Raw genomic sequence first — 24,757 nt, 5'->3', positions numbered from 1 at the left:
TCCTAGTCGTAGAAGCGCTTGCCGGAGGCGGCCATCTCGCGCAGCAGCGGTGCCGGCTCGAAGCGCTCGCCGTGCTGCTTGGCGAGGCGCTCGAGCGTCTTCACCGCCTTGTCGGCACCGATGCCATCGATGAAGCGGAAGGGCCCACCGCGGAAGGGCGGAAAGCCGATGCCGAAGACGGCGCCGATGTCGCCGTGCATGGGCTCGCTGATGATGCCGTCGGCCAGGCAGTGCACGGCCTCGTTGACCAGCATCCAAGTGCAGCGTTCGGTGATCGTCTCGGCCGGCACGGACTGTCCGCGCGGTGCGTCCAGCAGATCGAAGAGCGCATCGTTGACCGGCTTGTCGCCCTCCTTCTTGGACTTGGCGTCGTAGACGTAGAAGCCCTTGCCCGTCTTGCGGCCCAGATAGCCGGCCTCGATCATTGAGCCGGAGGCCTTGGGGCTTTCCATGCGCGCACCGAAGGCCTTCTCCAGCACCGGCGCCACCTTGGTGCCGACATCGATGCCGACCTCGTCGAGCAGCGCGATGGGGCCCACCGGGTAGCCGAAATCCATCAGCGCCTTGTCGACGGCGTGCGGATCGACACCCTCACCCAGCAGGCGCGTCGCCTCGTTGAGATAGGGCGCCAGCGTGCGCGTGGTGTAGAAGCCGGGGCCGTCGGCGACAACGATGACGGTCTTGCCCTGCGCCTTGCCCAGCGCAACGGCCGAGGCGGTGACCTCGGGCGCGGTCTTGGGCGTGGTAATGATCTCCAGCAGCGGCATCTTCTCGACCGGCGAGAAGTAGTGCATGCCGATGACGTTCTCCGGGCGCTTGGCACCCTTGGCCAGATCGGTGATCGGGATCGAGGAGGTGTTCGAGGCGAAGACCGTGTCCGGACGGCAGTTGGCCTCCACGTCGGCGATCATGCGGTGCTTGAGGTCGAGATCCTCGAAGACGGCCTCGACAACGATGTCGCAGCCGGCCATGCCGCGGTTGTCGGTGGTGCCTGTGGCGCGGCGCAGCTCGGTCTCGGCGTCGAAGCGGCGCATGGCGCCGCGCTTGACGCGCTTGTCGTAGAAGCCGCGCAGATACTTATAGCCGTGCGCCAGGCCGTCGTTGTCGCGATCCTTGAAGCGCACATCCTTGCCGGCCTTGTTGATGCTGACCAGCGCGATGCCCGCGCCCATCAGGCCCGCGCCCAGCACACCGACGCGCTGCACCGGACGCTGCTCGACGCCGGCCGGCACGAAGGTCTCCTTCTTGAGCGCGGTCTGCGCGAAGAAGATGCCGCGCAGCTGCTTGGAAACCTCCGTCATGGCCAGCTCGCCGAAGGCCCTGGCCTCGGCCTTGTAGCCGGCGGTGATGCCCTTGGCGTAGCCGGTGGCGACGACGTCGAGGATGCGCTCCTGCGCCGGATAATTGCCGCGCGTCTTGGCCAGCAGCTGCTTGCGCGCCTGCTGGAAGAGGAAGTGTCGGCCGGCCGAGTTGTCCTCCATGGCGATGCCGGTCGCCACGGCCTTGAAGTCCTTGCGCACCTTCTGCTGGGTGCTGGTGCGACGCGGGGTCTTGCCCTGCATCTTGGCGATCTGCTTGCGCGCGGCCTCCAGCAGCACGCCGGCCGGCACGACCTGATCGACGATGCCGAGCTTCTTGGCTTTGGCCGGGCGCAGCTCCTTGCCGGTCAGCAGGAGATCAAGGGCACCCGGAATGCCGATCAGGCGGGGCAGGCGCTGCGTGCCGCCGCCGGCGGGCAGCAGGCCCAGCATGCATTCGGGCAGGCCGAGCTTGGTCTGGGCGCTGTCGGTGGCGATGCGCGCGTGACAGGCCAGCGCCAGTTCGAGACCGCCGCCGAGGCAAGCGCCGTCGATGGCCGCGACCACCGGGATCTCCAGATCCTCCAGCTGCTGAAAGGCCTGCTGGCACTGCGTCGAGAGTTTTTCGACCTCGGCCGCGGTCTGCGCGCGCTCGAACATCTGGATGTCGGCGCCGGCAACGAAGGAGCCGGGCTTCGTCGACATCAGCACGACGCCCTTGAGTTTGCCGTCGCCGCGCACCTGCTTCATGGCCGCGGCGAACTCGTCCGCGAACTCGGCCTTGAGCGTGTTCTGCGCGTCACCCGGGACATTGATCTCGATGACAGCGATGTCGTCGTTACCGCGGGTGAAACGAAAGCTGGTGCCGGAGGCGACCTTGGTCGCGGTCTTGCCCGCCGCGCGCTTGGCCGGCGCCGCTTTCTTGGCAGCGGCGGATTTCTTGGCAGCCGTCTTCTTCGCAGTCGCCTTCTTGACCACCGTCTTCTTGGCGGCGGACTTCTTCACAGCTGCCTTCTTGGCGCCGGTCTTCTTGGCCGCAGCCTTCTTCGCAACGCGGTTGTTGTCTTCTTCACTCATGGCTCGCTCCGGTTATTCGCTTTCCAGCACCATCGCGGCACCGATGCCACCGGCCGCACAGGCCGTGGTCAGGGCCATGCCGCCGCCCCGACGCTGCAGCTCATTGAGGGTCTGCGTGATGACGCGCGCGCCGGTGGCACCGAATGGGTGGCCGTAGGCGATGGAGCCGCCGTTGACGTTGAGCTTGGCCGGATCGACCTCGCCCACCGGCTGGCTGCGGCCCATGGTCTCCTCGAAGTATTTCTTCGAAGCCAGGCCCTTGAGGTTGCAGGCGATCTGTGCGGCGAAGGCCTCGTGCATGTCGACAAGCGTCATGTCGGCCAGCGTCACGCCGGCGCGGTCCAGCGCCACCGGCGCGGCGCGCACCGGGCCCATCAGCAGATCATCGGCGGGCGTCTTGGCCGCGAAGTGGTAGCCGCGGATGTAGCCCAGCGGCTTGTAGCCCATCGCCTTGGCCTTCTCCTCGCTCATCAGGATCATCGCCGCCGCGCCGTCGGTCAGCGGGCTGGAGTTGCCGGCGGTGACCGAGCCGAACTGCTTGTCGAAGGCCGGCTTGAGCTTGTCGTAGCTGCTGCGCTCGGAATTCATGCGCACCAGATTGTCCTCGTGCACCGGCGAGGACTTGGGCGGCACGAAGGCGGTCATGACCTGGTCGTCCATCCAGCCCTGCTTCCAGGCGTTGGCGGCGTTGCTGTGCGAGGCGTGGGCGATATCGTCCTGCTCGGCGCGGGTAACGCCCCACTTCTTGACCATCTTCTCGGCGCTCTGGCCCATGGTTTCGCCCACCGAGTACTCGGTGATCGACGGCGGCACCGGCAGCAGATCCTTCGGCCGCAGCTGGGCGAAGAGCTTGAGACGCTGCTTGGTGGTCTTGGCGAGCTGCGCATCGCGCAGCACCGCCGTGAGCTTCTTGGAAATCGTGATGGGCGGGTGCGAGGTGGAATCGACGCCGCCGGCGATGGCGACGTCGGTCTGACCGGTCAGAATGCTCTCGGCCGCGCTGGCCGGCGTCTGGAAGCTGGTCGCGCAGGCGCGGGTGATGCTGTAAGCGTCGACGTCGGGCATGCCGCAGGCCAGCGCGATCTCGCGGGCGATGAAGGGGGCCTCCGGCATCATCACCGTCATGCCGAAAACGATCTGATCGATCTCGTCACGCTCCAGATCGCTGCGCGCGATCAGCTCGGCCACCAGCATGGCACCGAGATCCACCGCGTTGATGTCGCGGAAATGCGTGCCCATCCGGGCGAAGGGCGTGCGCAGACCGGCGACGATGGCGACGCGGCCGCGCGGGCCACTCAGCTTCAGGCGTTGACTCATTGGGGACTCCGTTTGGCTCGGCTGGCAGCGGGCGCGCTTGGCGCCGGATTCCGCAGATATGCCTGCGGATGTGTAACGCTGCTTACGAAAGCGTGCTCAGTTAAAGGGGTAATGCATCGCCATGAAGCCTATGCTGCAGCGCACATTACTGTCAACGTGATTCCGGAAGCATAAGCTGCCAAGCTTGCATCCGTAATATGCCTTACACTTAAGGACTCCTGGATTGCGGATTCCGGCAATGCCCTCCAACGAAAAGACGCGCGGCGACAGCCGGGAGCGCATCGAAGCTGCGGCGCTGCAGCTCTTCGCCGAGCGCGAGTTCCATCACGTCGGCCTCGACGAGATCGCCGCCGGGGCGCGCGCCTCGCTGCAGACCATCTACCGCCACTACGGCAGCAAGGAAGCCATTCTGGAAGCCTGCCTGCACCGCTGGGCGCGCGATCTCGCCACGCGCATGGCCGACCACCTGCAGGGCATCGAGACCTACAAGGACCGCCTGCGCAAGGTCTTCTGGGTCGTACTGGACTACTTCGATCGCAACCCGGATGTGGCGCGCATGATCCAGAACAGCGTCAGCTCCGAGGTCGTGCGCCGCGACGTCACCGACGAACAGCGCACCCTGACCGCGCTCTTCCTGCGCGTGCTGCGCGAAGGCCGCGAGCAGGGCGTTCTCACCGACGAGATCAGCGAGCGGCTACTCCTGGACTACTTCTACGGCGTGCTGATCCGACTCATCCAGATGCACATCGCCCGCGGCGAAACCCAGCCCCTGGCCGATCAGGCCGGGACCCTCTTCGACATCCTCTGGCGGGCCATCGCGCATCCGAACCAGCGCTGAGCCGCCCCTCCCCGTCAATCGATCTCGAACCGCAGATTTCCGCAGATCTTCTTTTAAACAGCGGTCTTGCGGAAAGCCGCGGCCGATCGCCTGCGTCCGTGGCTAGGTCGCACTTCAACCGCGCAGGCCGAAACGCTTCATCAACAACCGATCCTTAACCCACACCGGCAGCTTCGCCAACCGCGGCAGCAGACCGCTGCCGGCGCCAATGCGCACCACCGGCTTCGGCTTGTCGGCAAGCACAGCGGCCGCGCAATCGCGCGCGAACTCGGTGGCGGGCGTGGAGTTCTCCTGCGAAGCGCCGGCGCGCCGGGCGATCCCATCGCAGTAGTCGGCGTAGAGGCGCCACTGCCCGGCATCCGTCTGCGCGCGCGCAGCGTCGCCGAAGCCCGAAGCGATGCCGCCGGGCTGGATCAGCAGGACCTCCAGCCCGAAGGGCGCCAGCTCCATACGCAGCGCATCGTTGAGGTGATGCAACGCCGCCTTGCTGGCGCAGTAGGGGCCGGCGAAAGGCGTCGTCAGAATCCCCGAAACGCTGCCGATATTGACGATGCGGCCGCTGCCACGAGCGACCATCTGCGGAATCACGGCCTGGGTCAGGGCGACCACGCCGGTGAGATTGGTTTCCCAGATGGCGCGCAGATCCTCGAGTGCGACCTCGGCGGTTGGCCCCATGACCGGAATGCCCGCGTTGTTGATGAGCATGTCCACGGCCCCATGCTCGGCCTCCACGGCCGCCACGCAGGCAGCGATGGAGGCGGCGCTCGTCACATCCAGGGCGTGCGTACGCATGCCCTGCACGGCCAGATCCGCGATCCGCTCCGGGTCGCGCGCGGTCGCCCAAACGCGGCAGCCGCTTTGATGGAAGCGCTCGGCCAGCGCGCGGCCGATTCCGCTGGAACAGCCGGAGATCAGCACGACGGGCGACGACGGAAAAGCGGACATGCAGGGCTCCTGAACAAATATCCGTCTGCCATTGCAGCACAACGCCGCGCGCCGGGGGCTTGCCATTCGCTTCTATTATTCTATAATTATCGAACTATGGATCACTTCAATGCCGTCGAAAGCCTTGCCGCACTTGCGCAGAGCGTACGTCTCGCCGTCTTCCGGCGCCTGGTACGCGCCGGCCCAGACGGCCTGTGCCCCTCGCAGCTGCAGGAGGAGTTCGGGCTGACGCCGTCAGTGCTTTCATTCCACCTGAAGGCGCTGCGTGGTGCCGGCCTGGTGTCGGTGCGGCAGGCCGGCCGCCACCTCTACTACGCGGCCGACTACACGGCCATGAACGCCCTGATCGCCTACCTCGGCGAGAACTGCTGTGCGGATTCTGCCGACACCGCCGGCGATTGCAAGGAGCCGCAGACATGCGCCACGTCCTGATTCTCTGCACCGGCAACTCGGCGCGCTCGATCCTGGGCGAGGCGCTGATCAATCATCGCGCCGACGGCCGCGTGAGCGGGCATTCAGCCGGCTCGCAGCCGAAGGCGGCGCCGCATCCGCTGGCGCTGGAATGCCTGCGCGAGGCCGGCATCGCCACCGAGGGCCTGCACAGCAAGTCCTGGGATGCCTTTGCCGAGGCCGACGCGCCGCCGCTGGATCTGGTCATCACCGTCTGCGATGCGGCCGCCGGCGAGAGCTGCCCGCTGTTTCCGGGCCGCGCGGCGCGCGCGCACTGGGGCATGCCCGATCCGCCGGCCGCCGGCGACGAGACCGCGCAGCGGGCGCGCTTCGCGGCCGTGCGCGAGGCGCTGGCCGCGCGCATCGACGAGCTACTGCGCTGGCCTGACGCCGACTGGGACGCCCCCGACTTCGCGCAGCGCGCGCAGGCCCTGCACGACCGGCTCGCGCCCGCGGAGAGCTGAAGCCATGGCCGCACTTGAAGGAAGTTGCCTCTGCGGCGCCGTGCGCTATGTCCACGCGGGCGCGCTCGGGCCGATCGCGATGTGCCACTGCCAGCAATGCCGCAAGGCGCAGGGCACGGCCTTTGCCACCAACAGCCCCGTCGACGCCGGCGCCTTCCGACTCACCGCCGGCAGCGAGTCCCTGCGCGAGTTCGCCTCCTCGCCGGGCAAGCTGCGCGCCTTCTGCAGAGACTGCGGCAGCCCCATCTACAGCCGCCGCGAGGACCTGCCCGGCGTGCTGCGCCTGCGCATCGGCACGCTGGACACGCCCATCGACGCGCGGCCCAGCCATCACATCTATGCCACCTCGCGCGCCGAGTGGGAGGTCATCGACGACGGCCTGCCGCAGTACGCCGCGCTCGAGGACGGCCCCCGCATCGCCTGAAGGACCCACCATGCTCCGCGAACTCCCCGACCCCGACCACCTGCCTGCCCTGGATGCCGAGGCCTTGTCGCGCCATCCCGGCCGCGTTCTGGGCCTGGCCGACGACCATCCGCCGCGCATCCTGCTGCTCTACGGCTCACTGCGCGAGCGCTCCTATTCGCGACTGCTGACCGAGGAGGCCGCGCGCCTGCTCATCTACATGGGCTGCGAGGCGCGCATCTACGACCCGAGCGGTCTGCCGCAGGCCGATCACCCCGACGCCGCCGAGCACCCCGAGGTACAGGCGCTGCGCGAGCTGTCGCTGTGGTCGGAAGGCCAGGTCTGGTGCAGCCCTGAGCGCCACGGTGCGGTCACGGCCGTGCTCAAGAACCAGATCGACCACATCCCGCTGTCGCTGGGGGCCAGCCGGCCGACGCAGGGGCGCACGCTGGCCGTGATGCAGGTCTCCGGCGGCTCGCAGTCCTTCAACGCCGTCAACACGCTGCGCCTACTGGGGCGCTGGATGCGCATGATCACCATCCCCAACCAGTCCTCGGTGGCCAAGGCCTGGCAGGAGTTCGACGACGACGGGCGCATGAAGCCGTCGGCCTATTACGAACGCGTGGTCGACGTCATGGAGGAGCTGGTGCGCTTCACGCTGCTGACGCGCGCCCACCGCGAGGCGCTGACCGACCGCTACAGCGAGCGCATCGAGCAGCACGCGCGCGCTGCCGCGGCGCAAGCCGGGGCGCGCCTGTGAACCATCTCAAGCCCATGCACTGCCCCGCAATTCAGGCGCAAGCGACAAGGAAACCGTCCCGTGGATAAGCCCCAACCCCTTTCCATCTTCGAGCGCTACCTGTCGGTATGGGTCGCCCTGTGCATCGCCGCCGGCATCGGCCTCGGCAGCCTTTTCCCGGCGGTCTTCGAAGTCTTGTCGCGCGTGGAGTACGGCTCGGTCAATTTCATCGTCGCCGTGCTCATCTGGTTCATGGTCTATCCGATGATGGTGTCGGTGGACTTTTCGAGCCTGAAGCGCATCCACGAACGGCCGAAGGGTCTGATCATCACCGTGACGGTCAACTGGCTGATCAAGCCCTTCACGATGGCGGCGCTGGGCGTGCTGTTCTTCGAATACTTTTTCGTGGACCTGATCCAGCCCGAAAAGGCCAGCGAGTACATCGCCGGGCTGATCCTGCTGGGCGCCGCGCCCTGCACGGCGATGGTCTTCGTGTGGTCCCAGCTCACGCGCGGCGACGCCACCTATACGTTGACGCAGGTAGCGCTGAACGACGTGATCATGATCTTCGCCTTCGCGCCGATCGTCGCCCTGCTGCTCGGCGTCACCGATATCGCCGTGCCCTGGGAAACCTTGCTGCTGTCGGTCGGGCTCTACGTCATCATTCCGCTGATTGCCGGGGTCATCACGCGCATGCGCCTGAGCGCGTCCAGCCCGACGCCCGAAACCGCGCAACTGGAAGTCGACCGCTTCAACGCCAAGGTCAAGCCGTTATCCGTGCTGGGCCTGCTCGCTACCGTGGTGCTGCTCTTCGGCTTCCAGGGCCAGATCATCCTCGAGCAACCTGCCCTGATCGGCCTGATCGCGGTCCCCCTGCTGATTCAGAGCTACGGCATCTTCATGCTGGCCTACGCCGCGGCCCTGGCCTGGCGCGTACCCTTCAACGTCGCCGCACCCTGCGCGCTCATCGGCACATCCAACTTCTTCGAGCTCGCGGTGGCAGTGGCCATCGGCCTCTTCGGGCTGAACTCCGGTGCGGCTCTGGTCACCGTCGTGGGCGTGCTGGTGGAGGTGCCGGTGATGCTGTCGCTGGTTGCCTTTGCCAACCGCACGCGCGGCTGGTTTCCATCCAGCTAGACCGGAGATCGACGCCATGACAACTCGGCCATTTCGCCGGCACGACATGGCACAAGGCATAGCAGCGCGCACCACTGTGCTCGCAAGCCTGACAAGGAGCGCATCATGAGCAAAGTCGTTTTCCTGAGCCCGGAGGTGTCGGCCTATGCGCTGATGGCGCAGGGCCTTGCCCGCCAGCGCTTCGGCGACAAGGCATCCATCGTCGGCGCCAGCACGCAGCTTGAAGCCCCCGACCCGCAGGCCGTCGCCGCTCTGTCGGAGCGGGGTATCGACGCCGATGCATTGACGACGCAGCACAGCGGGGAGGTGGATCTGGCAGACGCCGACCTCGTGGTGAGCCTCGGGCCGACCACTGAGGCACCGACGGTGCCGGGCGCGACCCGGCAGCTGCACTGGAAGCTGCCGGCGCTGCCACGGGAAGCGGACGCATCCATGCAGCGCACTGCCTTCGCCGCGCTGTGCGAGCAGCTGCAGATGCGCATCGCGATTCTCGAGCAACTGCTCGACCTGCCGGAAGGCCCGGTTTCCTCCGAGTTCCACGGCAGCATCCGCGTAGCGGATCTGCCGGCAAGCGTGCGCTTCTACGCCTGGCTGCTGAATGTCTGGCCCAAGGAGTGGACGCACCGCTACGCCATCTTTATCCGCCCGGACCTGGGGCTGAACTTCGTGCTGCTGGTCTCCGACGGCAAGACCCTGCACCACGACACCCTCTATCACCTGGGGGTGGGCGTGGACAGCCGGCAGGCAGTCATCGACGCCTACCACAGGGCCTCCGATTTCGGAGCGCGCATCGAAAAGCCGCCGCGCACCACCTGGAAGGGCACGCCGCTGCACGAGCTGTGGCTGAGCGACCCGGACGGGACCCTGATCGAGATCTACGCCCGCCTGACTGACAGCGAACTGGCCGAAAAGCCGGCCGACGAGCAACCCACATTCCTCGTACCCGGCACCGAGCCGAAGGAGTAGGACCACGCCAATGCTCCACGGGGCCCTAGTCGGCGCCGACTGCGCACCGGCGCAGGAGTCCCCGCTGCCCCCGCCCGGGACATGAGGCGAGTATCGTCGAGGTCGGCTTGCGCAGCCACACATTCCACCGTGCACTGCCCCTGGGCAACGGCACCACGAAGCTCATCCGGCACCTCTATCCCCGCGCGCATCGAGTGGCTGACCCGGTCAAATCGGGCGAAGCCGACACCAGCGAGGGGGGTTGCAGCAGGACATTTAGTGTGTGCTGCTCACCACGGATCTTTCCGATCCGTCCCGTTCCGCCGAGATGGCCGTCCTGACAGTCCTGGCGCCGGATGAGTTCGCTCGGAAAAGCGTCGACGCCCGGCACCAGGGCCTGATCAAGCAGATGACAGGCACCGCCGGCCGTGCCAGCTCCCGCATCGAGAGCGGCGATGAAACCGAAACCATCACCCGTGCCTGGCAGGAAGGCTACTCTCCAATCATGGTCGGCAAACACGGCTGGAACCGGGCTGCAGACAAGACCATCGGCAGCACGGGCGCGAAGCTGCGTGAAACGATGCACCGCCCGATCCTGATTGTTACCCGCGCACGGAGATAATTTCATGCTGGAATACACCATTCAGGCCCAGCGTACCGACGACCACGGCAGCCTCGCGACGACTAAGGAGGCGGAGATCACGATCGACACCGACCTTCAGGGCCGCGCAGATGCCTTCAACCCGGCCGAGCTGTTGCTGGCCGCCGTGGCGGCCTGCATGCTCAAGAGCATCGAGCGCGTTACGCCGATCCTGAAGTTCGAGCTGCGCGGCGTCGAAGTGAAGCTGCACGGCACCCGGCAGGACAGCCCGCCGAAGATGCACGCCATCGACTACGAGATCGTCATCGATACCGACGAGAGCGACCACCGTCTGGAGCTGCTGCACAAGAATGTGCGCAAGTACGGCACGATCTCGAACACCGTCGCCGAGGCCACGCAGCTGGAAGGCACGATCCGGCGCCGCGCCACGGGGGTTTGAGGCCCTGAACGATCGCCCCGACAAGGCGCGTAGCGGCTTCTTCCGGAAGGCTGTTCGCCCCCTCCTTAGGCAGGGCGCGGCGCTATCCGGCCTCCTACCTGATTGTCTTAGCAGGACACCACCCGCAAGGGGCTAACCAGCCGGCGCCAGCAGCCGTCGATGCTCCACCATGATGCAGCGATCCTGCACCACGTCGATGCCGGCCTGCGCGAGTTGCCCGGCGACTTCGTCATTGCGGATGCCGAGCTGCAGCCAGACCGCCCGCGGCCGCAGCGCCAGCAGCGCGTCCAGGTGCGCGGGAACATCCTCGGCGCGACGAAAGATGTTGACGATGTCGACCGGGGGCAGGTCTTCGAGATGCTTGACGCTCGGGAAGTCCAGGATCTCCAACGGCAGCGGCTCGTGCACGGGAACCGGGTACAGCCGATAACCGGCTTCCTTCAGGTACTTGGGCACGTAATACGCCGGCCGGTCGCGGTGGGCATCGCCGCGGGCGCCGAGCACGGCAATGCTGCGCGCCTCCGCCAGCAGGGCGCTGATGGCCGCGTCCTCTTCCAGCAGGTGAACATTCACGGTCATGAAGAGGCGTACCGCGCCCTTCCGGCGCGACGCACCATAACAGGGCGCGATCGCCGGGCCGCACCAATTCGGCGCAAGACCTAGTCTTCCAGCCAGGCGTTGCGGCTGATGAGGATGAAATCCTCATTGAAGGCGCTGCGCGGATGGTCGACGCGCAGCGTGATGATGGGATGGTTGTTGCCGTCGCGCAGTCGGCGCTCCGATTCGGTGCCGTCCGCCAACTCGTCACGGCACCAGATCGGCGGACTCGGCGGATCGGCATCGGAGCTGGCTTCCGCCTCGGCAGCCAGCGCGCCGGGGTCATCGGCGGCGCAGAGCGCAAGAATCAAGCGGGCATCCCCCGCACGCGCGCAAACCGCGATCGTACCGTCGGCATCGAAAACTTCGCGGGAAGCCTCGTCCAGCTGCCACTGCTCGGCCCCCGCGCGCTGTCGCACCCAGCGCGCATGCGCCGCCATGGGGTCCTCAAGCATCCTCACGTCCTGCGTATTCGTCTGCATCATCGCTCCGAAACTTAAACGCTTGGCTAGTACGAGCGCAACGGCGTCTTCGGACGCGCGCCGCCTCCTGCATCCGCGGCGGCTATAATCCGCAGGTTCATTTTTTCATCGGGATTTGCCGTGTCCGCTGCCAACGATCAACAGTTCGTGGGAACCACGCTGGGCGTGCTCGGAGCGCTCGTCGCCTTGACCATCTTCATCATCATCATTGCCAACCTCGTGGGCGGCAGCGATGAGGGCATCCACGAAGCCGAGATACCGCGCATCGAGGCGCGCGTGCAGCCCCTGGCCATGGTTGCGACGGACGAATCGCAGCTGGCGAGCGCCGACGAGGAAGAAGAGGCCGTAGAGCTCTCCGCTTCCGAGATCAACGAGCAGTACTGCGCGGCCTGCCATTCGAACGGCACGCTCGGCGCTCCGGTCGTCGGCGACGAAGAAGACTGGGGTCAGCGCCTGGACGAAAAGGGCATGGAGATGCTGGTGTCGCACGCCATCAACGGCTTCAACCAGATGCCGGCCCGCGGCGGCAACCCGGACCTCTCCGACGAGGATATCGAGAAGACCGTGAGCTACATGCTGGAGGAATCGGGGCAATAACCCCGCCCCAAGAAGCCCGCTGCGCCAAGGGCGTGCCAGAAATGGCACGCCCTTTGCTTTTCCAGAGCCAGGTCCAGATCGCGCCTCCCGGCTGCCGGGGATCGGTCAGGGCCTTTCCACACTGTAAATACTTTGGAGAGGCAAGAAATGATGAAGATCAAGCACGTGATCGCAGCAGCGGCACTCGGTACCGCCACCATGGCGCCGACCGTCGCGTCTGCCGATCTGTCCGGCAACGCCGGCGTCATGAGCGAGTACCTGTTCCGTGGTCTGACGCAGTCGACTGGCGCGTCGGTCTACGGTGGCCTCGACTACTCAGCCGATTCCGGTTTCTATGTCGGCACCTGGGCGGCCACGATCAACTTTGGCACGGGCGCCGGCGGCGCTGGCACCGAGGTCGATGTGTACGCTGGCTACGCCGGTGAAACCGACGCCTTCAGCTATGACGTTGGCGCTATCTACTACTGGTACAGCGAAGAGGACGAGGTCGATAACCCCGATCCCTCCTACAACACGCCGGAGATCTACGGCTCGCTGGGCTTCGGCCCCCTGTCGCTTTCCGCCTACTACGCGCCGGACACCTACTTTGGTGTTGACGACTCCGCATACGGTGTCTACGGCTCGGGCAGCTTCCCGCTGACCAGCGTACTCGCCCTCGACGCAGCCATCGGTTACAACGGCGGCAAGGGCAACGAAGGCTTCACGCCGGACAGCGACCCGTACATCGAGTACAACCTCGGCGTCTCGGCCGGCCTCGACAACGGTTTCGGCTTCAGCTTCGGCCTTGTCATGACCGACATCGATGATGACGATCCGAAGATGGTGGTCGACGCCAGCTACAGCTTCGACCTGATGTAAGCAAGACTCGCAGCCTCGGCTGCAACGGAAAAGGGCCGCGCAAGCGGCCCTTTTTCGTGGCCAGCAGCTTTATTGCACAGGCCGGTCCAGTTCGCGGTAGCGCACGGCTTCAGCGACATGCGCAGTCGCGATGGTCTCGGCCTCCGCCAGGTCGGCGATGGTGCGCGCCACGCGCAGCATGCGGTGGTAGGCACGCGCCGAGAGCTGCAGCCGCTCCACCGACTGCAGCAGGAGCTGCTCGGCGTCGGTGGCGATAGCGAGTTCGCGCAGCGCCTCGCCTTGCAACTCGGCATTGAGGCATCCCTGGCGCGCCTGCTGGCGTGTCCGCGCCGACTGCACGCGTGCCGCCACGGGCGCGCTCGCCTCGCCCGCTTCCGCCGTCGCGCCACCCAGCTGCTCCACCGGCATGCGCGGCACGCTGATCTGCATGTCGATGCGGTCCAGCACCGGACCCGAAATGCGGCTGCGATAACGCTGGATCTGCTCCGGCGTGCAGGCGCAACTGCGCTGCGCATCGCCGAGCCAGCCGCAGGGGCAGGGATTCATCGCCGCGATCAGCTGGAAACGCGCCGGAAACTCCTCGCTACGCGCCGCGCGCGCAATAGAGATGCGGCCGCTCTCCAGCGGCTCGCGCAGGATCTCGATGGCATCGCGCCGCCACTCGGGCAATTCGTCCAGAAACAATGCCCCGCGATGGGCCAGGCTGACCTCGCCAGGCCGAGGCATGGCGCCGCCACCGGCCAGAGCCACCGCGGATGTGCTGTGATGTGGTGCACGAAATGGCGGTACGCCCCATTGTTGGGCATCGAAACAGCCCGCAACCGAATGGATGGCACCGACTTCGAGCGCGCCTGCCTCATCGAGGGGCGGTAACAGACCGGGGAGCCGGGCTGCGAGCATGGATTTACCGCTACCGGGCGGACCGACCATCAGCAGGCTGTGCGCACCGGCAGCGGCCAGTTCCAGCGCCCGCCGCGCCTGCGGCTGGCCCGCGACATCGCGCAGATCGGGCAGCGGCGGACGCTCTGCCATGGCGGCATCCGAGGCATCGCCAAGCTCGGGCAGCGCTCCGGCGTGCAGCGCTGTGCACAGCTCGGCAAGTGTGCCAGCAGCGTAAAGCTGCACGCCGCGCGCCAATGCCGCCTCCTGCAGATTCTCGTGCGGCAGCAACAGGGCGTGGCCGGCTTCGCGGCAGCGGGCGGCGGCCGGTAACGCGCCACGCACCGGCCGCACCACACCGCCCAGAGACAGCTCGCCGAGGACCTCGACGCCCGCCAATGGAGCAGCAGGCAATTGCCCGGAAGCGATCAAAATGCCGAGGGCGATGGCGAGGTCGAAACGCCCACCCTCCTTGGGCAGGTCAGCCGGCGCGAGGTTGACGGTGATACGCCGCGCCGGCACCTCGTAGCCACACTGCAGGATGGCGGCGCGCACGCGATCCTTGGCCTCGCGCACCGCCGCCTCGGGCAGGCCGACGACACTCCAGCCCGGCAGCCCCGGTGCCAGATGCACTTCCACGGCGACCGGATCGGCCGCCAGCGCATTGACGGCCCGGGAGGCAACCGTGGCCAGGCTCACCGCGAAGCGTTGCCCTCGTCGCTTTCCAGCGCGCGGATGCGCGCTTCCAGCGACTCGAGCTGGGCGCGGGTACGAGCGAGCAGCTCGGCCTGGGTGTCAAAGCGTTCGCGCGACACTAGGTCGAGGCGATCGAGATGCGAGCGCAGCAGGGCCCGGAAGTTGTTCTCCAGCTCGGCGCGCATGCCGCTCATCCCCGGAACCGCACGCACCAGGCGCGCCGCGAGCTCATCCAGCTGTGGTGTTTCGTTCATGCCGCGAAGTATGGCGATCGCGCTGGCGCGACGCCACAGGGCGCGAGCGACCACGGCCTGCCGAAGTTGGCACGACTCTCGCATTACTAAGCGGCAACCGGGCGCAGGCAGCCGCGTCCGGGCTCACACGACCAAATGGAGTCTGGAATGAAACTCATCAGCGCAATCATCAAGCCGTTCAAGCTTGACGAAGTGCGGGAGGCCCTGTCGGAGATCGGCGTACAGGGCATCACCGTCACCGAAGTCAAGGGTTTCGGCCGTCAGAAGGGGCACACCGAACTCTACCGCGGCGCCGAGTACGTCGTCGATTTTCTGCCCAAGGTGAAGATCGAAGTCGCCATCGAGCCGGACAAGCTCGACACCGCCATCGAGGCCATTACCAAGGCCGCCCATACCGGGAAGATCGGCGACGGCAAGGTCTTCGTCTTCGAACTTGAGCAGGCCGTTCGCATCCGCACCGGTGAGACCGGCACGGACGCGCTCTGAGCCGCCCAATAATCAAGGAGCTTTGTAATGGAATCTGAACTCGCATATGCGCTGGATACCTTCTACTTCCTGGTAGCCGGCGCTTTCGTCATGTGGATGGCTGCCGGCTTCGCCATGCTTGAGGCGGGCCTCGTCCGCTCCAAGAACACGGTGGAGATTCTCACCAAGAACGTCTCGCTGTTCGCCGTGGCCTGCATCATGTATCTGGTCATCGGCTACAACTTCATGTACGGCGGCGGTTATGTGTTGCCGGGCTTCGACCTCATCCTGAGCATGACCGATAACACCGCCGAGGCTGTCAATGCCGGCGGCGACGACGCCCCCTACTACTCCAACCTGTCGGACTTCTTCTTCCAGGTGGTGTTCGTAGCGACGGCCATGTCGATCGTCTCGGGTGCTGTCGCCGAGCGCATGAAGCTCTTCTCCTTCCTCGCCTTCGCGGTGGTCATGACGGGCTTCATCTACCCGATCCAGGGTCTCTGGAGCTGGGGCGGTGGCTTCCTGAGCGAGCTGGGCTACAGCGACTACGCTGGCTCGGGCATCGTGCACATGTGCGGCGCCGCAGCAGCCCTGGGACTGGTCCTCGTGCTCGGCCCCCGCAAGGGCAAGTACGGCGCCGACGGCTCGGTCAAGGCCATCCCCGGCGCGAACCTGCCGCTAGCCACGCTCGGCACCTTCATCCTGTGGATGGGCTGGTTCGGCTTCAACGGTGGCTCGGAACTGGCGGTGGCCAGCGTCGAGAGCGCCAACAACGTCGCCCGCGTCTTCGTCAACACCAACATGGCGGCCTGCGGTGGCCTGCTCGCAGCACTGATCACGGCCAAGATCATGTTCGGCAAGGCGGACCTCACGATGGCGCTGAACGGCGCGCTCGCCGGCCTGGTCGCAATCACCGCCGACCCGCTCTCCCCGAGCAGCGCACTGGCGACGATCATCGGCCTCATCGGCGGCATCATCGTGGTCTTCTCGATCATCGGGCTGGAGAAGTCGAAGATCGACGACCCCGTCGGTGCCATCTCCGTGCACGGCACGGTCGGCATCTGGGGCGTACTCGCAGTGTGGGTCTTCAGCGGCGCCAGCCTCGGCTCGCAGCTGATCGGCCTGGGCGCGATCTTCGCCTGGTCCTTCGGTCTGGCTCTGGTCGTCGGCTTCATCATCAAGGCCCTCATCGGCCTGCGGGTGAGCGAAGAAGAGGAAGACGCCGGTGTGGACCTCGCCGAGTGCGGCATGGAGGCCTACCCCGAGTTCACCAACGACTAAGACTTTCGCAGGTCTCCCGGTCTGAAGACCGACTGCGGGCTCCCTCGGGGGCCCGCTTTTTTTTTACTCCACTATGCCTACTTTTATCGTGCAGAATATGCACGTTTAGAGGCTAACACCAACCAGCCGGGCTGCCCAGTACCCCACACGGCCCCGCCTAATCGTGCAGAACTTGCACGCGCGTGTTGTTTGTGCAACAATACGCCCCATGACGACCGTTCTGCCGATGAAGCGCACGATCAATAGTGCGCCTACAGAGGAGGCAAGCCTCAAGCAGGCGCCTCAGGCAGATGCCCTGTCGTTCCTATCCGGCCGGGAGCGCGAGTACGCAAACAGCCTGATCAGTCAGTGGTACGGACACATCCGTCACTGGGAGGGCAACAAGCCCGCGAGCTGCGACCAACACCGGGATGCGCTCCTGCGCCTCCTCCGCCACGCAGAAGTCACCCCTTGGGAGCTGCGCCCCATCCATGTCGTGAACTATCTGGAGTCGCGGATCACGCCCGAAAGGCCGCATGGGCTGCAGTCGAGCACGATCGCCGGCTATGCATCGGCCTGGCGCTCCTTCCAGTCGTTCCTGCTCAAGCAGGAGACGATCAACGACATCGCCAGAGAGTTTGGCCAGCGGCCTACCGAGTTCGTCACAGAAGCCAACGCGGTCGGGATCAAGACCCGAAAGCCCGACAAGCGGGCGGCCGGGTGGGCGCTCAATGCCTCGCACATCGACGCGATGGACAAGGAGTTTCGATACGAAGCGGCTGTCGCCAAGCAGCGGGGCACGAAGTCCCTGCTACCCGTGCTGCGCGACCGTGTGATGTTCCATCTCGCGATCCACTTCGCACTCCGTGTTTCAGAACTGGTGACGGTCAAGCTATCGGACTTCCACGCCAGCGACGACCCTCGCCTAAACGCGCGATTCGGCGACTATGGCGCACTGTCGGTCTTCGGGAAGAATGACGTATTCGGCACTATCCCGATGCGCGAGCCTGACATCCACGCCCTTCTGACTTGGTATCTCGGCTCGGTGCGACCCCAGATTCTCTCGCGCTGCAAGAACCCGGACGGCATCTGCCGACTCGGCAAGGAGAGCATCCCGCTCTCGGACCTGCTGTTTCCGACGGAGCGCAGTGGCGTGATGTCCGCGAACAACTATCGGAAGCGCCTCGGCAACGTGGCCCTGCAAGCAGGGCTTCCGCGCAAACCGACCCCGCATACCCTGAGGCATACGGGTTGCACGCTCATGGTCCCCCTTTACTCACCCGAGGTCGCCCAGAAGTACATGCGCCACAAGCATCTTGCGACAACCCTTCACTACTACCACCCACAGGTGCTGCACGCCGGCAACCAGCATGCCGGCGTGTACATCGACGGATACTTCCCCGACGATGAGTAACTTCCTCCAAGGACTCGCTCAACCATGAAGATCAAGCTGAAAAACCGCCTCAGCCTGTTGATGGAAGACAGCGGCATCCCCTCTTACGAGAAACTAGCCGAGGCCCTGACGAATCAGGGGTTCCCGATCACTCGAAGCACGCTGAGCCGTATTGCCCGGAACCCGTCTGCGAACCTCAATCTCCAGTTCGTCGAGGCGCTCTGCAACACACTGCAGTGCCTCCCAGGCGACGTGTACGGCGTCGAGATCACCGAAGCGGCCCAGGAAGAGGCCGAGGCGATCCAGAGCCGTCTCCTGCCGTTTCGCTACGGCTCGATCAGCCTGGGCACCGCCAAGGGGCGTGCTGAACAAGCGAGACCCGACCAGGCTCCCTCGTCTGAAGAAGCCAAGCCCGCTGACGAAGATGAAGCCCTTGGGCCGAAAGTCACCCACCTGAGCAAGGACGCTCTCAAAGACCGCAACTGATGCCGATCAGAACCTGCGACATTTGCGGTGATGCTATTGAGGCCGCACCGGGCAAGAAGGCTCGGAAGCGCATCCATTGCGGACGTACCGGCTATTCCCGCGCAGTATCCTGCTGGGCGGCCAGAGGCACGCGCTTGCATTCGGCGGCCTACGCGACAATGCGGAACCCGTCGAGATTGCAATCGGGAAAGCGCGACATCTTATTCGCGGCAACCCGGGACCTCGTCGCAGCCTGCGGAGTGGACGGTGAGCCACTTGTTGAGTATCTCCGCCGCGCCAACCGCGTTGGACTTGGGATGCTGTTGCGCAGTGGGAGTATTGATATGCAGGTTTTACTCCATGAAGCGCTCGTACACCTGCCGGACGTAGTGCCGATTGACCCACCCCGGGCAGCTTCTATACCGGACTATTTGCCAGAAGGCCTTCGCGACGTGCTGGCCGAATACCGCCGGACCCTCGAAGCGCGCTACGAGATGCTGACCAAGAAGGGACACACGCGCTCAAATGAGTACGTCTATGAACGTATGCGCATCCCGATTCGACTCGCGAAATTCCTGCACGAGCGCGGGGTTAATCGCTGGGATGTGATGCGAGACAACGACGCGAACGAGTTTCTCGCGGCCAACCCTCGGATAAAGAGCTACAAGCTGCTCCACTTCTTCCGGTTTGCTACCGGGAAAATGTTACGGCCCGATCGCAGAGGTCGCCATCACAAGATGACAAGCGCTCGTTTTGCTCGGCGGGAGCCGCCAAAGGCGCTGCAACCAAAGACATTGGAGGCATTTCTCGCTTCAGCGCGCGAACGTATGACGCCAGCAGAGTACGCCTTCGTATGGCTTGTCGGTGGGGCAGGTCTGCGCGCAACCGTAGCCCACGCACTTTCACTCGACCGGATAACGCTCGCCGAAGATGGCCGCGTTTTGATTCGACCCCATTCCGCATGGGTGCCCACGCCATCGCATGTAGGCAATGTTCTGGCTGACTACGCCCGACTGGCACCGGTAGCGTGGCCTGCAAACGACCCCGACAGCGTCCCGGCTGTGCGGTTTCTCAAGCCGTATTTGCCGCGTCTTAACGATCTTTATAGTCGGTGCTTCGCGCCCTACGGGGCGAACATGATTCGCAACTCGGGCCTTCTGCGCGCGATGTATCGTGGCCACAACGACCGGGTGGTCGTGCATTTCGTAACCGGCGCATCCATGAGCGGCCTTGCTCGCCTTGAGCATCTGCTTCCAGTGGACATGCATCATCGGGTGGACCCAGCACTGGTACGGGCGCGCAACAACAAGATCCTCGCCAGCGATGAGTGATGCGATCTGGCACGTCTATCTACTGCTATGTCGCGGCAACCGCATTTATACGGGCGTTTCCCCGGACCCAGTGCGACGGCTCGGCCAGCACCTTCAGGGCAAGGGAGCGCGTTACACACGTATGAACCAGCCTGTTCGGCTACTAGCCGTGCGCCCTGTGGGCTCGAAGCGTGAAGCCCTGAGCCTGGAAGCGAGAATCAAACCGCTTCCTCACACCGCAAAGCGGCATATCGCTGATCAATGGTCAGAACAGCACTCGCTTGACCATTTCCTCCAGCAACTTCCGGCGCTCGATCAGTAGGTCGCAAGCCAGGAACTGTTGGTCGAGTGTCACGTTGCCGATCGTGTCGTTGTAAGTCATCGCCGATTCGATCGCCCATTCGGGCAGTGACCGGATGCGTTCGACCATCGACCCGCAATGTACACCCTGGAGATACTTCTGAAAGGGGTGGTCTTTTGGTCGCGTGCCATCGCTCAAAGCATCCAGAGAAGCCTCGATCGTCGAGCAACTCGCGAGCAAAGACGAGCCTTGGTCCAGTGCGAACAGGACGCCCCTCTCCCCACCATCCAGCTCCGCCTTGAAGTTGAGGGCTCTGTCCGCATTGGCAATCCACAAGTCGAACACGGCCACTGCTGCCGCTTCGACGGGATACGTCTCACAGAGCCGCTTGATCTCGGTGAGATGACCGCTGCCCATATAAGCACCGGGAGCCACGTCGGCCTCATCGGCATCCATTCGCTCATCGAGCTGCGTGAAATCATAGAGCTGCAGTGCACTCTCAGCCGCCCGCAATGAGGCAAAAGATACTGCGTGAGGGTCGCTCTCTCCGGTGGCCATGACACCGAGCACAACCGGGATCCCGAGAAACTGCGCCAGCCGGTTGGCGGCGATCTCCGAATAGACCTGAGCATTGGCCTGCTCGTGGTCATGCTTGAGCAGAACGGCCAAGTGCCCGTCACGGGCGCCGGTCGTGCTATCGGGGTGTTCTTCGCCTTCGCCGACGATCTGATAACGAAGCAGAGGCATGGACGCTTCGGCTGTTCAGCAACTGGATGTGGGATGCGTCACGACAGCTCAAATGCCCAGGTGTCAGCGAGACGCTCCGCCTGCGACAGCACGGTTTCGGTCGCTGCCTCCTGCTTGTCGGGTGGGTAGCGATAGCGCTTCAGCAGCACCTTGACCATCGCACGCATACCGGCTCGGGCGGACTGACGCTCATGCCAGTTGATGGTGGCCGACTTGCGCAGCTTGTCCGTCAGCTCCTGGGCCAGCGCGCGCAACGTCGGATCTCCCAGCTCTCGCACCGCGCTCTCGTTCTTCACGAGCGCTTCGTAGAAAGCAGCCTCTTCCTCGCTCAAACCCTGAGGGGGCTTGTGCTCGGCCAGCTCCTTGGCGATCTGGATCAGCTCCTCGATCACCTCTGCGCTGTGCAGCGAGCGGCTTCGGTACTTGTCGATGGCGTCCTTCAGCTTCCCGGCAAACTCGACTTCCAGCGCCGCGTTGCGGCTGCCTCGCGACTTGATCTTGTCGTCGAGTAGGCGCTGCAGCAGCTCAGCCGCCAGGTTCTTCTGAGGCATTTCGCGGAGCTTCTCAACAAAAGACTCATCAACCAGCGAGATGTCCGGCTTGTCGATGCCCAAGCCCTCGTAGAGATCGCGTACACCCTCGACCAGCACACCCTTGGCGACGAGCTGGCGCAGAGCGGCTTCCTTTTCGAGCCTGGACTTGCCGCTCCCGGCGCGCGTCATCTTCACCAGGCCGGCCTTGATGACCATCATGAACGCAATCTCGTCGCGCACAGCCAGGGCCTCTTCGCGGGTGCCAGCAATCGCTTGGGCCTTGGTCAGCTTGGTGACCTGATCGATGTAGTCCCGGATGCCTTGGTTGCGCCCCTTCTCGTCGCCCTTGGGGTTGATCTGGGCGATGTGGTCCATCGCGGGCTTGAGCAGCGCCACGGCCTTCTGAGGGTCTTCGAAGCCGCTGTAGTCGAAGCCGCGCCAGAACTCCTTGCGCAGCACGTCGAGCGTGTCGAGCAGCACGCCCAGCGCCTTACCGGAGCGATCGACCGGCTCCTCCTCTTTACCGGACGCCGAGGTGTAGCTGGTGATCGCCTTCGTGAGGTCCTCGCCGATGCCGATGTAGTCCACCACCAGCCCACCCGGCTTGTCCTTCCAGACGCGGTTGACGCGGGCGATGGCCTGCATCAGGCCGTGGCCATGCATGGGCTTGTCGATGTACATCGTGTGGCAGGGCGGCGAATCAGTGCCGGTCAGCCACATGTCCCGGACAATGACGATCTCCAGCTCGTCATCCGCCTTCTTGAAGCGCTTCTCGACAAATTTGCGCTGCGTCTTGTTCGTGCGGTGCGGGGCGAAGTGCTCGGGGTCGCTGGCCTTGCTGCCGGTCATCACGACCTTGATCTTGCCCTTGTCCAGATCGTCGCTATGCCAGTCAGGGCGCAGCTTCACGATCTCGTCGTAGAGCTGTACGGCCGCCGCGCGAGAGATGGCTACTACCATCGCCTTGCCCTGGATGGATTCCTGGCGCTGCTCCCAGTGCTTGACCAGATCCTCGGCAAGCGTCTGCATCCGGCCTTCGGCGGTCGCGAGCGCCTCCAGGCGCGTGTAGCGGCTGGCCGCCTTGCTCTGCCCCTCCACGTCCTCATCGACCATGGCCTCTTCGAACTCGTCGAGCAGGGCCTGCTTCTCGGCCTCGTTGAAGGCCAGATCGATGATCCGGGCTTCGTAGCTAATCGGCACCACCGCGCCGTCGCGCTGGGCGTCGAGCATGTCGTAGACATCGACGTACTCGCCGAACACGCCCCGCGTGTCGCGGTCATCCTGCTCGACAGGGGTGCCGGTCATGCCGAGATAGATGGCGTTCGGCAGCGCCTCACGCATGTATTTGGCAAGCCCGTACTTCTTCTTGCCGGTCTCCGCATTGATCTTGGCCTTGAAGCCGTACTGCGTGCGGTGCGCCTCGTCGGCGATCACGATGATGTTGCGCCGCTGGCTCAGCGCCTCGACGCCATCCTCGACGGGGGCGAACTTGTTGATGGTCGTAAAGAAGATTCCGCCCGCTGCTACGGCTTGAAGCTGCTTGCGCAGGTCCGCGCGATCCTCGAACTGCACCGGCACGGTCTCCAGCGTGTCCCTGCACGCCGCGAAAGTCTCGAAGAGCTGGCCGTCGAGGTCGTTGCGGTCGGTGACGACCACGATGGACGGGTTCTCCAGCTCCGGGTGTTTGCGCAGCGCATTGGCGTAGAACAGCGCCAGAAAGGACTTGCCGCTGCCCTGGGTGTGCCAGACGACACCGCCCTTACCGTCACCGCTGTGATAGGCCGAAACAGCGCGCTCGACCGCCTTCTCGACGCCATGGAACTGCTGCCACTGCGCGACGACCTTGGCCTGCGCCGCGCCGTCGTCGGTCACAAAGGCCACATAGCCCCTCAGGAAGCGCAGGAGCGTCGCTTTGTCCAGCAGCCCCCGGCAGAGCACCTCCAGCTCCATCATGTGGCTAGGCGCTTCCTCAGCGCCGATCAGGCGCCAGGGTGAGTGCCGCTCCAGATCGGCGGTCAGCGAGCCGTATCGGGTCACGATGCCGTCAGAGATGACGTTCAGCAGGTTGTAGTGAAAGAGCTGCGGGATCTCCCGCTTGTAGGTCTGGATCTGCTTCCAGGCTTCCTCGGTGTCCGCGTCCTCGTCGCCGGGGTTTTTCAACTCCATGACGATGAGTGGAAGGCCGTTGACGAAGACCACGACATCGGGGCGACGGGGATGGGTGCCGTGGACCGTGAACTGCTGCACGGCCAGCCAGTCATTCGCCTCGGGATTCTCGAAGTCGATCACCTGGGCGCGGATGACCTCGCGCTCACCGTTGTCGCGCATCACCTCGATCGGCACACCGCTGGTCAGCCAGTCGTGAACCTCGCGGTTGCCCTCAATCTGGGACTGGGCGCTGTAGTCGGCGAGCTTCTCGACGACCTGATCCACCTCGGCGAGGTCGGGATTTAGCGCTCGCACCGCTGATGCTAGGCGCGGCTTCAGCACCACCTCGCGATAGCGCTCCCGGTCCTTGCTCTCGCCGGTGATCGCCTCGCCCTTGCAGCACTCGTAGCTGAGGCTACCGAGCCAGTCGAGGGCGGAGGTTTCGAGGTGGTCTTCTTTCATTGCCCCCCACCACCTTCCTTGGGTTCTGGATTGCCCTTCGCCTTCTGTCGTGACTGATTTTCTGGCTTAGTTGCATCGACAAAACCCACGATGGGCGCAAGCACCTTTGTTAATGCGGCTAGCTGCTGATTCATAGCCTTTAGTTCAAGCGCACTCTGCAGGGCGTAAGGCATGTTCATCATACCTGGAAGCCCTCTGAACTGCGAAACGTCCAGAGTGTGAACCTTCTTAACGATATTAACATCCTTAGATGTTCGCCAAGCCACTTCGACTTGAAACGGCTTAAGCGGCTCACCTGCATCGCCGTCCTTTGGATTGAAGAGCTGATAGCCAATCCCGAAAAGGAAGCTGAATTTCCCCCCAGAAGGCACTAGCGTGATCGCGGAACGCCTTTTGCTATGATCTAGTATGACACCATATCGATGAAACTCAGCTTCACCGGAAATAATTGAGAAAGTGACATCCATGGCCGGTCCAGGGCCGACGTTGGATAGACAAAGGTTCAACCCGCCGGTACCGTCCGGATGAGTCTCAAAATGCGGCACAATTTCCGCTTCTGAACTCATCTTCCGCAGGGCTTTATTTTCCCTCCATAAGTGATAGGTGAGTATCGCGATTGCCACTGTGGACAGCGCGCTGAGAAGGTGGCCAATTTCT

The 24,757-nt window shown here is 64.7% G+C and carries 27 protein-coding genes; 17 read left to right on the top strand and 10 right to left on the bottom strand.

Features of this window, described 5'->3' with window-relative positions:
* Positions 1–2 precede the first annotated feature (2 nt).
* Both fadJ and fadI read right to left on the bottom strand, forming a co-directional pair.
* A complete protein-coding gene (gene fadJ, locus U743_RS00295; protein WP_084191243.1) occupies positions 3–2,375 on the bottom strand; it encodes a fatty acid oxidation complex subunit alpha FadJ in 2,373 nt (790 codons plus the stop codon).
* A gap of 12 nt (positions 2,376–2,387) precedes the next feature.
* The gene (gene fadI, locus U743_RS00290) at positions 2,388–3,692 is read right to left on the bottom strand and encodes an acetyl-CoA C-acyltransferase FadI (RefSeq protein ID WP_043764633.1); all 1,305 of its coding nucleotides are present in this window, start codon (positions 3,690–3,692) and stop codon (positions 2,388–2,390) included.
* Positions 3,693–3,930: 238 nt separating this feature from the next.
* On the opposite strand from fadI, the gene U743_RS00285 reads away from it, so the two are divergent.
* Positions 3,931–4,530: a TetR/AcrR family transcriptional regulator gene (locus U743_RS00285; protein WP_043764631.1), complete on the top strand. Its 600-nt coding sequence runs from the start codon at positions 3,931–3,933 to the stop codon at positions 4,528–4,530.
* Positions 4,531–4,644: 114 nt separating this feature from the next.
* Here the strand turns inward: U743_RS00285 and U743_RS00280 are convergent, their stop codons facing one another.
* The gene (locus U743_RS00280) at positions 4,645–5,475 is read right to left on the bottom strand and encodes an SDR family NAD(P)-dependent oxidoreductase (RefSeq protein ID WP_043764629.1); all 831 of its coding nucleotides are present in this window, start codon (positions 5,473–5,475) and stop codon (positions 4,645–4,647) included.
* A gap of 96 nt (positions 5,476–5,571) precedes the next feature.
* On the opposite strand from U743_RS00280, the gene U743_RS00275 reads away from it, so the two are divergent.
* The 8 genes from U743_RS00275 (at position 5,572) to U743_RS00240 (ending at position 10,653) form a co-directional block, all read left to right on the top strand.
* Complete coding sequence (locus tag U743_RS00275) at positions 5,572–5,907, top strand: ArsR/SmtB family transcription factor (protein ID WP_043764627.1); 336 nt, start codon at positions 5,572–5,574, stop codon at positions 5,905–5,907.
* A complete protein-coding gene (locus tag U743_RS00270) occupies positions 5,892–6,389 on the top strand; it encodes an arsenate reductase ArsC (protein ID WP_084191242.1) in 498 nt (165 codons plus the stop codon). Before U743_RS00275 ends, U743_RS00270 begins: the two co-directional genes overlap by 16 nt.
* 4 nt (positions 6,390–6,393) lie before the next feature.
* Positions 6,394–6,813: a GFA family protein gene (locus tag U743_RS00265; RefSeq protein WP_043764624.1), complete on the top strand. Its 420-nt coding sequence runs from the start codon at positions 6,394–6,396 to the stop codon at positions 6,811–6,813.
* A 10-nt stretch (positions 6,814–6,823) separates the two neighbouring features.
* Positions 6,824–7,552 carry an arsenical resistance protein ArsH gene (gene arsH / locus U743_RS00260; protein WP_043764622.1) on the top strand — a complete coding sequence of 243 codons (729 nt, stop codon included), beginning with the start codon at positions 6,824–6,826 and terminating at the stop codon, positions 7,550–7,552.
* Positions 7,553–7,612: 60 nt separating this feature from the next.
* Entirely contained in the window at positions 7,613–8,668 is a 1,056-nt protein-coding gene (arsB, locus tag U743_RS00255) for an ACR3 family arsenite efflux transporter (protein WP_043764620.1), read from the top strand.
* Between the two features lie 105 nt (positions 8,669–8,773).
* A complete protein-coding gene (locus tag U743_RS19205; RefSeq protein WP_198021866.1) occupies positions 8,774–9,634 on the top strand; it encodes a VOC family protein in 861 nt (286 codons plus the stop codon).
* 262 nt (positions 9,635–9,896) lie between these two features.
* Positions 9,897–10,235 carry an adenine nucleotide alpha hydrolase family protein gene (locus tag U743_RS00245; protein ID WP_043764618.1) on the top strand — a complete coding sequence of 113 codons (339 nt, stop codon included), beginning with the start codon at positions 9,897–9,899 and terminating at the stop codon, positions 10,233–10,235.
* Positions 10,236–10,239: 4 nt separating this feature from the next.
* Entirely contained in the window at positions 10,240–10,653 is a 414-nt protein-coding gene (locus U743_RS00240) for an OsmC family protein (protein ID WP_043764616.1), read from the top strand.
* Positions 10,654–10,785: 132 nt separating this feature from the next.
* Here U743_RS00240 and U743_RS00235 read toward each other — a convergent pair whose 3' ends face one another.
* Complete coding sequence (locus tag U743_RS00235; RefSeq protein WP_043764615.1) at positions 10,786–11,232, bottom strand: CoA-binding protein; 447 nt, start codon at positions 11,230–11,232, stop codon at positions 10,786–10,788.
* Between the two features lie 80 nt (positions 11,233–11,312).
* Positions 11,313–11,705, bottom strand: a complete 393-nt coding sequence (locus tag U743_RS00230; protein ID WP_232226682.1) for a hypothetical protein — start codon at positions 11,703–11,705, stop codon at positions 11,313–11,315.
* 147 nt (positions 11,706–11,852) lie between these two features.
* Here U743_RS00230 and U743_RS00225 point away from each other — a divergent pair, with 147 nt between their 5' ends.
* Complete coding sequence (locus U743_RS00225) at positions 11,853–12,329, top strand: c-type cytochrome (protein WP_052367340.1); 477 nt, start codon at positions 11,853–11,855, stop codon at positions 12,327–12,329.
* 147 nt (positions 12,330–12,476) lie between these two features.
* The gene (locus U743_RS00220) at positions 12,477–13,187 is read left to right on the top strand and encodes a TorF family putative porin (protein WP_052367339.1); all 711 of its coding nucleotides are present in this window, start codon (positions 12,477–12,479) and stop codon (positions 13,185–13,187) included.
* A 69-nt stretch (positions 13,188–13,256) separates the two neighbouring features.
* On the opposite strand, the gene U743_RS00215 is transcribed toward U743_RS00220, so the two are convergent.
* A complete protein-coding gene (locus U743_RS00215; protein WP_043764611.1) occupies positions 13,257–14,765 on the bottom strand; it encodes a YifB family Mg chelatase-like AAA ATPase in 1,509 nt (502 codons plus the stop codon).
* Positions 14,762–15,016 (bottom strand): accessory factor UbiK family protein, encoded by a 255-nt coding sequence (locus tag U743_RS00210; protein WP_043770400.1) that lies wholly within the window; start codon positions 15,014–15,016, stop codon positions 14,762–14,764. Before U743_RS00210 ends, U743_RS00215 begins: the two co-directional genes overlap by 4 nt.
* A gap of 147 nt (positions 15,017–15,163) precedes the next feature.
* Here U743_RS00210 and glnK point away from each other — a divergent pair, with 147 nt between their 5' ends.
* From glnK to U743_RS19695, 6 genes are all read left to right on the top strand, one after another.
* On the top strand, positions 15,164–15,502 hold the full coding sequence (glnK, locus tag U743_RS00205) for a P-II family nitrogen regulator (RefSeq protein WP_043764609.1): 339 nt from the start codon (positions 15,164–15,166) through the stop codon (positions 15,500–15,502).
* Positions 15,503–15,529: 27 nt separating this feature from the next.
* Positions 15,530–16,762, top strand: a complete 1,233-nt coding sequence (locus U743_RS00200) for an ammonium transporter (RefSeq protein ID WP_043764607.1) — start codon at positions 15,530–15,532, stop codon at positions 16,760–16,762.
* Positions 16,763–16,970: 208 nt separating this feature from the next.
* Complete coding sequence (locus U743_RS00195) at positions 16,971–18,155, top strand: tyrosine-type recombinase/integrase (protein WP_043764605.1); 1,185 nt, start codon at positions 16,971–16,973, stop codon at positions 18,153–18,155.
* A gap of 24 nt (positions 18,156–18,179) precedes the next feature.
* Positions 18,180–18,620, top strand: coding sequence for a helix-turn-helix domain-containing protein (locus U743_RS00190; protein WP_043764604.1), 441 nt, complete (start codon positions 18,180–18,182; stop codon positions 18,618–18,620).
* The gene (locus U743_RS18970) at positions 18,620–19,930 is read left to right on the top strand and encodes a hypothetical protein (RefSeq protein ID WP_156966275.1); all 1,311 of its coding nucleotides are present in this window, start codon (positions 18,620–18,622) and stop codon (positions 19,928–19,930) included. The genes U743_RS00190 and U743_RS18970 overlap by 1 nt, the downstream gene beginning before the upstream one ends.
* Complete coding sequence (locus U743_RS19695; RefSeq protein ID WP_084191241.1) at positions 19,923–20,231, top strand: GIY-YIG nuclease family protein; 309 nt, start codon at positions 19,923–19,925, stop codon at positions 20,229–20,231. The genes U743_RS18970 and U743_RS19695 overlap by 8 nt, the downstream gene beginning before the upstream one ends.
* Here the strand turns inward: U743_RS19695 and U743_RS00180 are convergent.
* The 3 genes from U743_RS00180 to U743_RS18965 are packed head-to-tail and all read right to left on the bottom strand — an operon-like array spanning position 20,175 to position 24,723.
* On the bottom strand, positions 20,175–20,957 hold the full coding sequence (locus U743_RS00180; protein WP_043764602.1) for a hypothetical protein: 783 nt from the start codon (positions 20,955–20,957) through the stop codon (positions 20,175–20,177). The two genes, U743_RS19695 and U743_RS00180, sit on opposite strands and share 57 nt — an antisense overlap.
* Before the next feature lie 38 nt (positions 20,958–20,995).
* Entirely contained in the window at positions 20,996–24,100 is a 3,105-nt protein-coding gene (locus U743_RS00175; RefSeq protein ID WP_043764600.1) for a type I restriction endonuclease subunit R, read from the bottom strand.
* A complete protein-coding gene (locus tag U743_RS18965; RefSeq protein ID WP_156966274.1) occupies positions 24,097–24,723 on the bottom strand; it encodes a hypothetical protein in 627 nt (208 codons plus the stop codon). Before U743_RS18965 ends, U743_RS00175 begins: the two co-directional genes overlap by 4 nt.
* Positions 24,724–24,757 lie beyond the last annotated feature (34 nt).

It is taken from the genome of Algiphilus aromaticivorans DG1253 (genome assembly GCF_000733765.1).
Lineage (GTDB): Bacteria > Pseudomonadota > Gammaproteobacteria > Nevskiales > Nevskiaceae > Algiphilus > Algiphilus aromaticivorans.
Note: the sequence above shows the minus strand (reverse complement) of the source record. Positions and strands in the feature narration are given on the sequence as shown.

Coding starts and splice junctions, on each gene's coding strand:
- fadJ (WP_084191243.1), bottom strand. CDS start 2,375: ATGAGTGAAGAAGACAACAACCGCGTTGCGAAGAAGGCTGCGGCCAAG.
- fadI (WP_043764633.1), bottom strand. CDS start 3,692: ATGAGTCAACGCCTGAAGCTGAGTGGCCCGCGCGGCCGCGTCGCCATC.
- U743_RS00285 (WP_043764631.1), top strand. CDS start 3,931: ATGCCCTCCAACGAAAAGACGCGCGGCGACAGCCGGGAGCGCATCGAA.
- U743_RS00280 (WP_043764629.1), bottom strand. CDS start 5,475: ATGTCCGCTTTTCCGTCGTCGCCCGTCGTGCTGATCTCCGGCTGTTCC.
- U743_RS00275 (WP_043764627.1), top strand. CDS start 5,572: ATGGATCACTTCAATGCCGTCGAAAGCCTTGCCGCACTTGCGCAGAGC.
- U743_RS00270 (WP_084191242.1), top strand. CDS start 5,892: ATGCGCCACGTCCTGATTCTCTGCACCGGCAACTCGGCGCGCTCGATC.
- U743_RS00265 (WP_043764624.1), top strand. CDS start 6,394: ATGGCCGCACTTGAAGGAAGTTGCCTCTGCGGCGCCGTGCGCTATGTC.
- arsH (WP_043764622.1), top strand. CDS start 6,824: ATGCTCCGCGAACTCCCCGACCCCGACCACCTGCCTGCCCTGGATGCC.
- U743_RS19205 (WP_198021866.1), top strand. CDS start 8,774: ATGAGCAAAGTCGTTTTCCTGAGCCCGGAGGTGTCGGCCTATGCGCTG.
- U743_RS00240 (WP_043764616.1), top strand. CDS start 10,240: ATGCTGGAATACACCATTCAGGCCCAGCGTACCGACGACCACGGCAGC.
- U743_RS00235 (WP_043764615.1), bottom strand. CDS start 11,232: ATGACCGTGAATGTTCACCTGCTGGAAGAGGACGCGGCCATCAGCGCC.
- U743_RS00230 (WP_232226682.1), bottom strand. CDS start 11,705: ATGCTTGAGGACCCCATGGCGGCGCATGCGCGCTGGGTGCGACAGCGC.
- U743_RS00220 (WP_052367339.1), top strand. CDS start 12,477: ATGATGAAGATCAAGCACGTGATCGCAGCAGCGGCACTCGGTACCGCC.
- U743_RS00210 (WP_043770400.1), bottom strand. CDS start 15,016: ATGAACGAAACACCACAGCTGGATGAGCTCGCGGCGCGCCTGGTGCGT.
- glnK (WP_043764609.1), top strand. CDS start 15,164: ATGAAACTCATCAGCGCAATCATCAAGCCGTTCAAGCTTGACGAAGTG.
- U743_RS00200 (WP_043764607.1), top strand. CDS start 15,530: ATGGAATCTGAACTCGCATATGCGCTGGATACCTTCTACTTCCTGGTA.
- U743_RS00195 (WP_043764605.1), top strand. CDS start 16,971: ATGACGACCGTTCTGCCGATGAAGCGCACGATCAATAGTGCGCCTACA.
- U743_RS00190 (WP_043764604.1), top strand. CDS start 18,180: ATGAAGATCAAGCTGAAAAACCGCCTCAGCCTGTTGATGGAAGACAGC.
- U743_RS18970 (WP_156966275.1), top strand. CDS start 18,620: ATGCCGATCAGAACCTGCGACATTTGCGGTGATGCTATTGAGGCCGCA.
- U743_RS19695 (WP_084191241.1), top strand. CDS start 19,923: ATGAGTGATGCGATCTGGCACGTCTATCTACTGCTATGTCGCGGCAAC.
- U743_RS00180 (WP_043764602.1), bottom strand. CDS start 20,957: ATGCCTCTGCTTCGTTATCAGATCGTCGGCGAAGGCGAAGAACACCCC.
- U743_RS00175 (WP_043764600.1), bottom strand. CDS start 24,100: ATGAAAGAAGACCACCTCGAAACCTCCGCCCTCGACTGGCTCGGTAGC.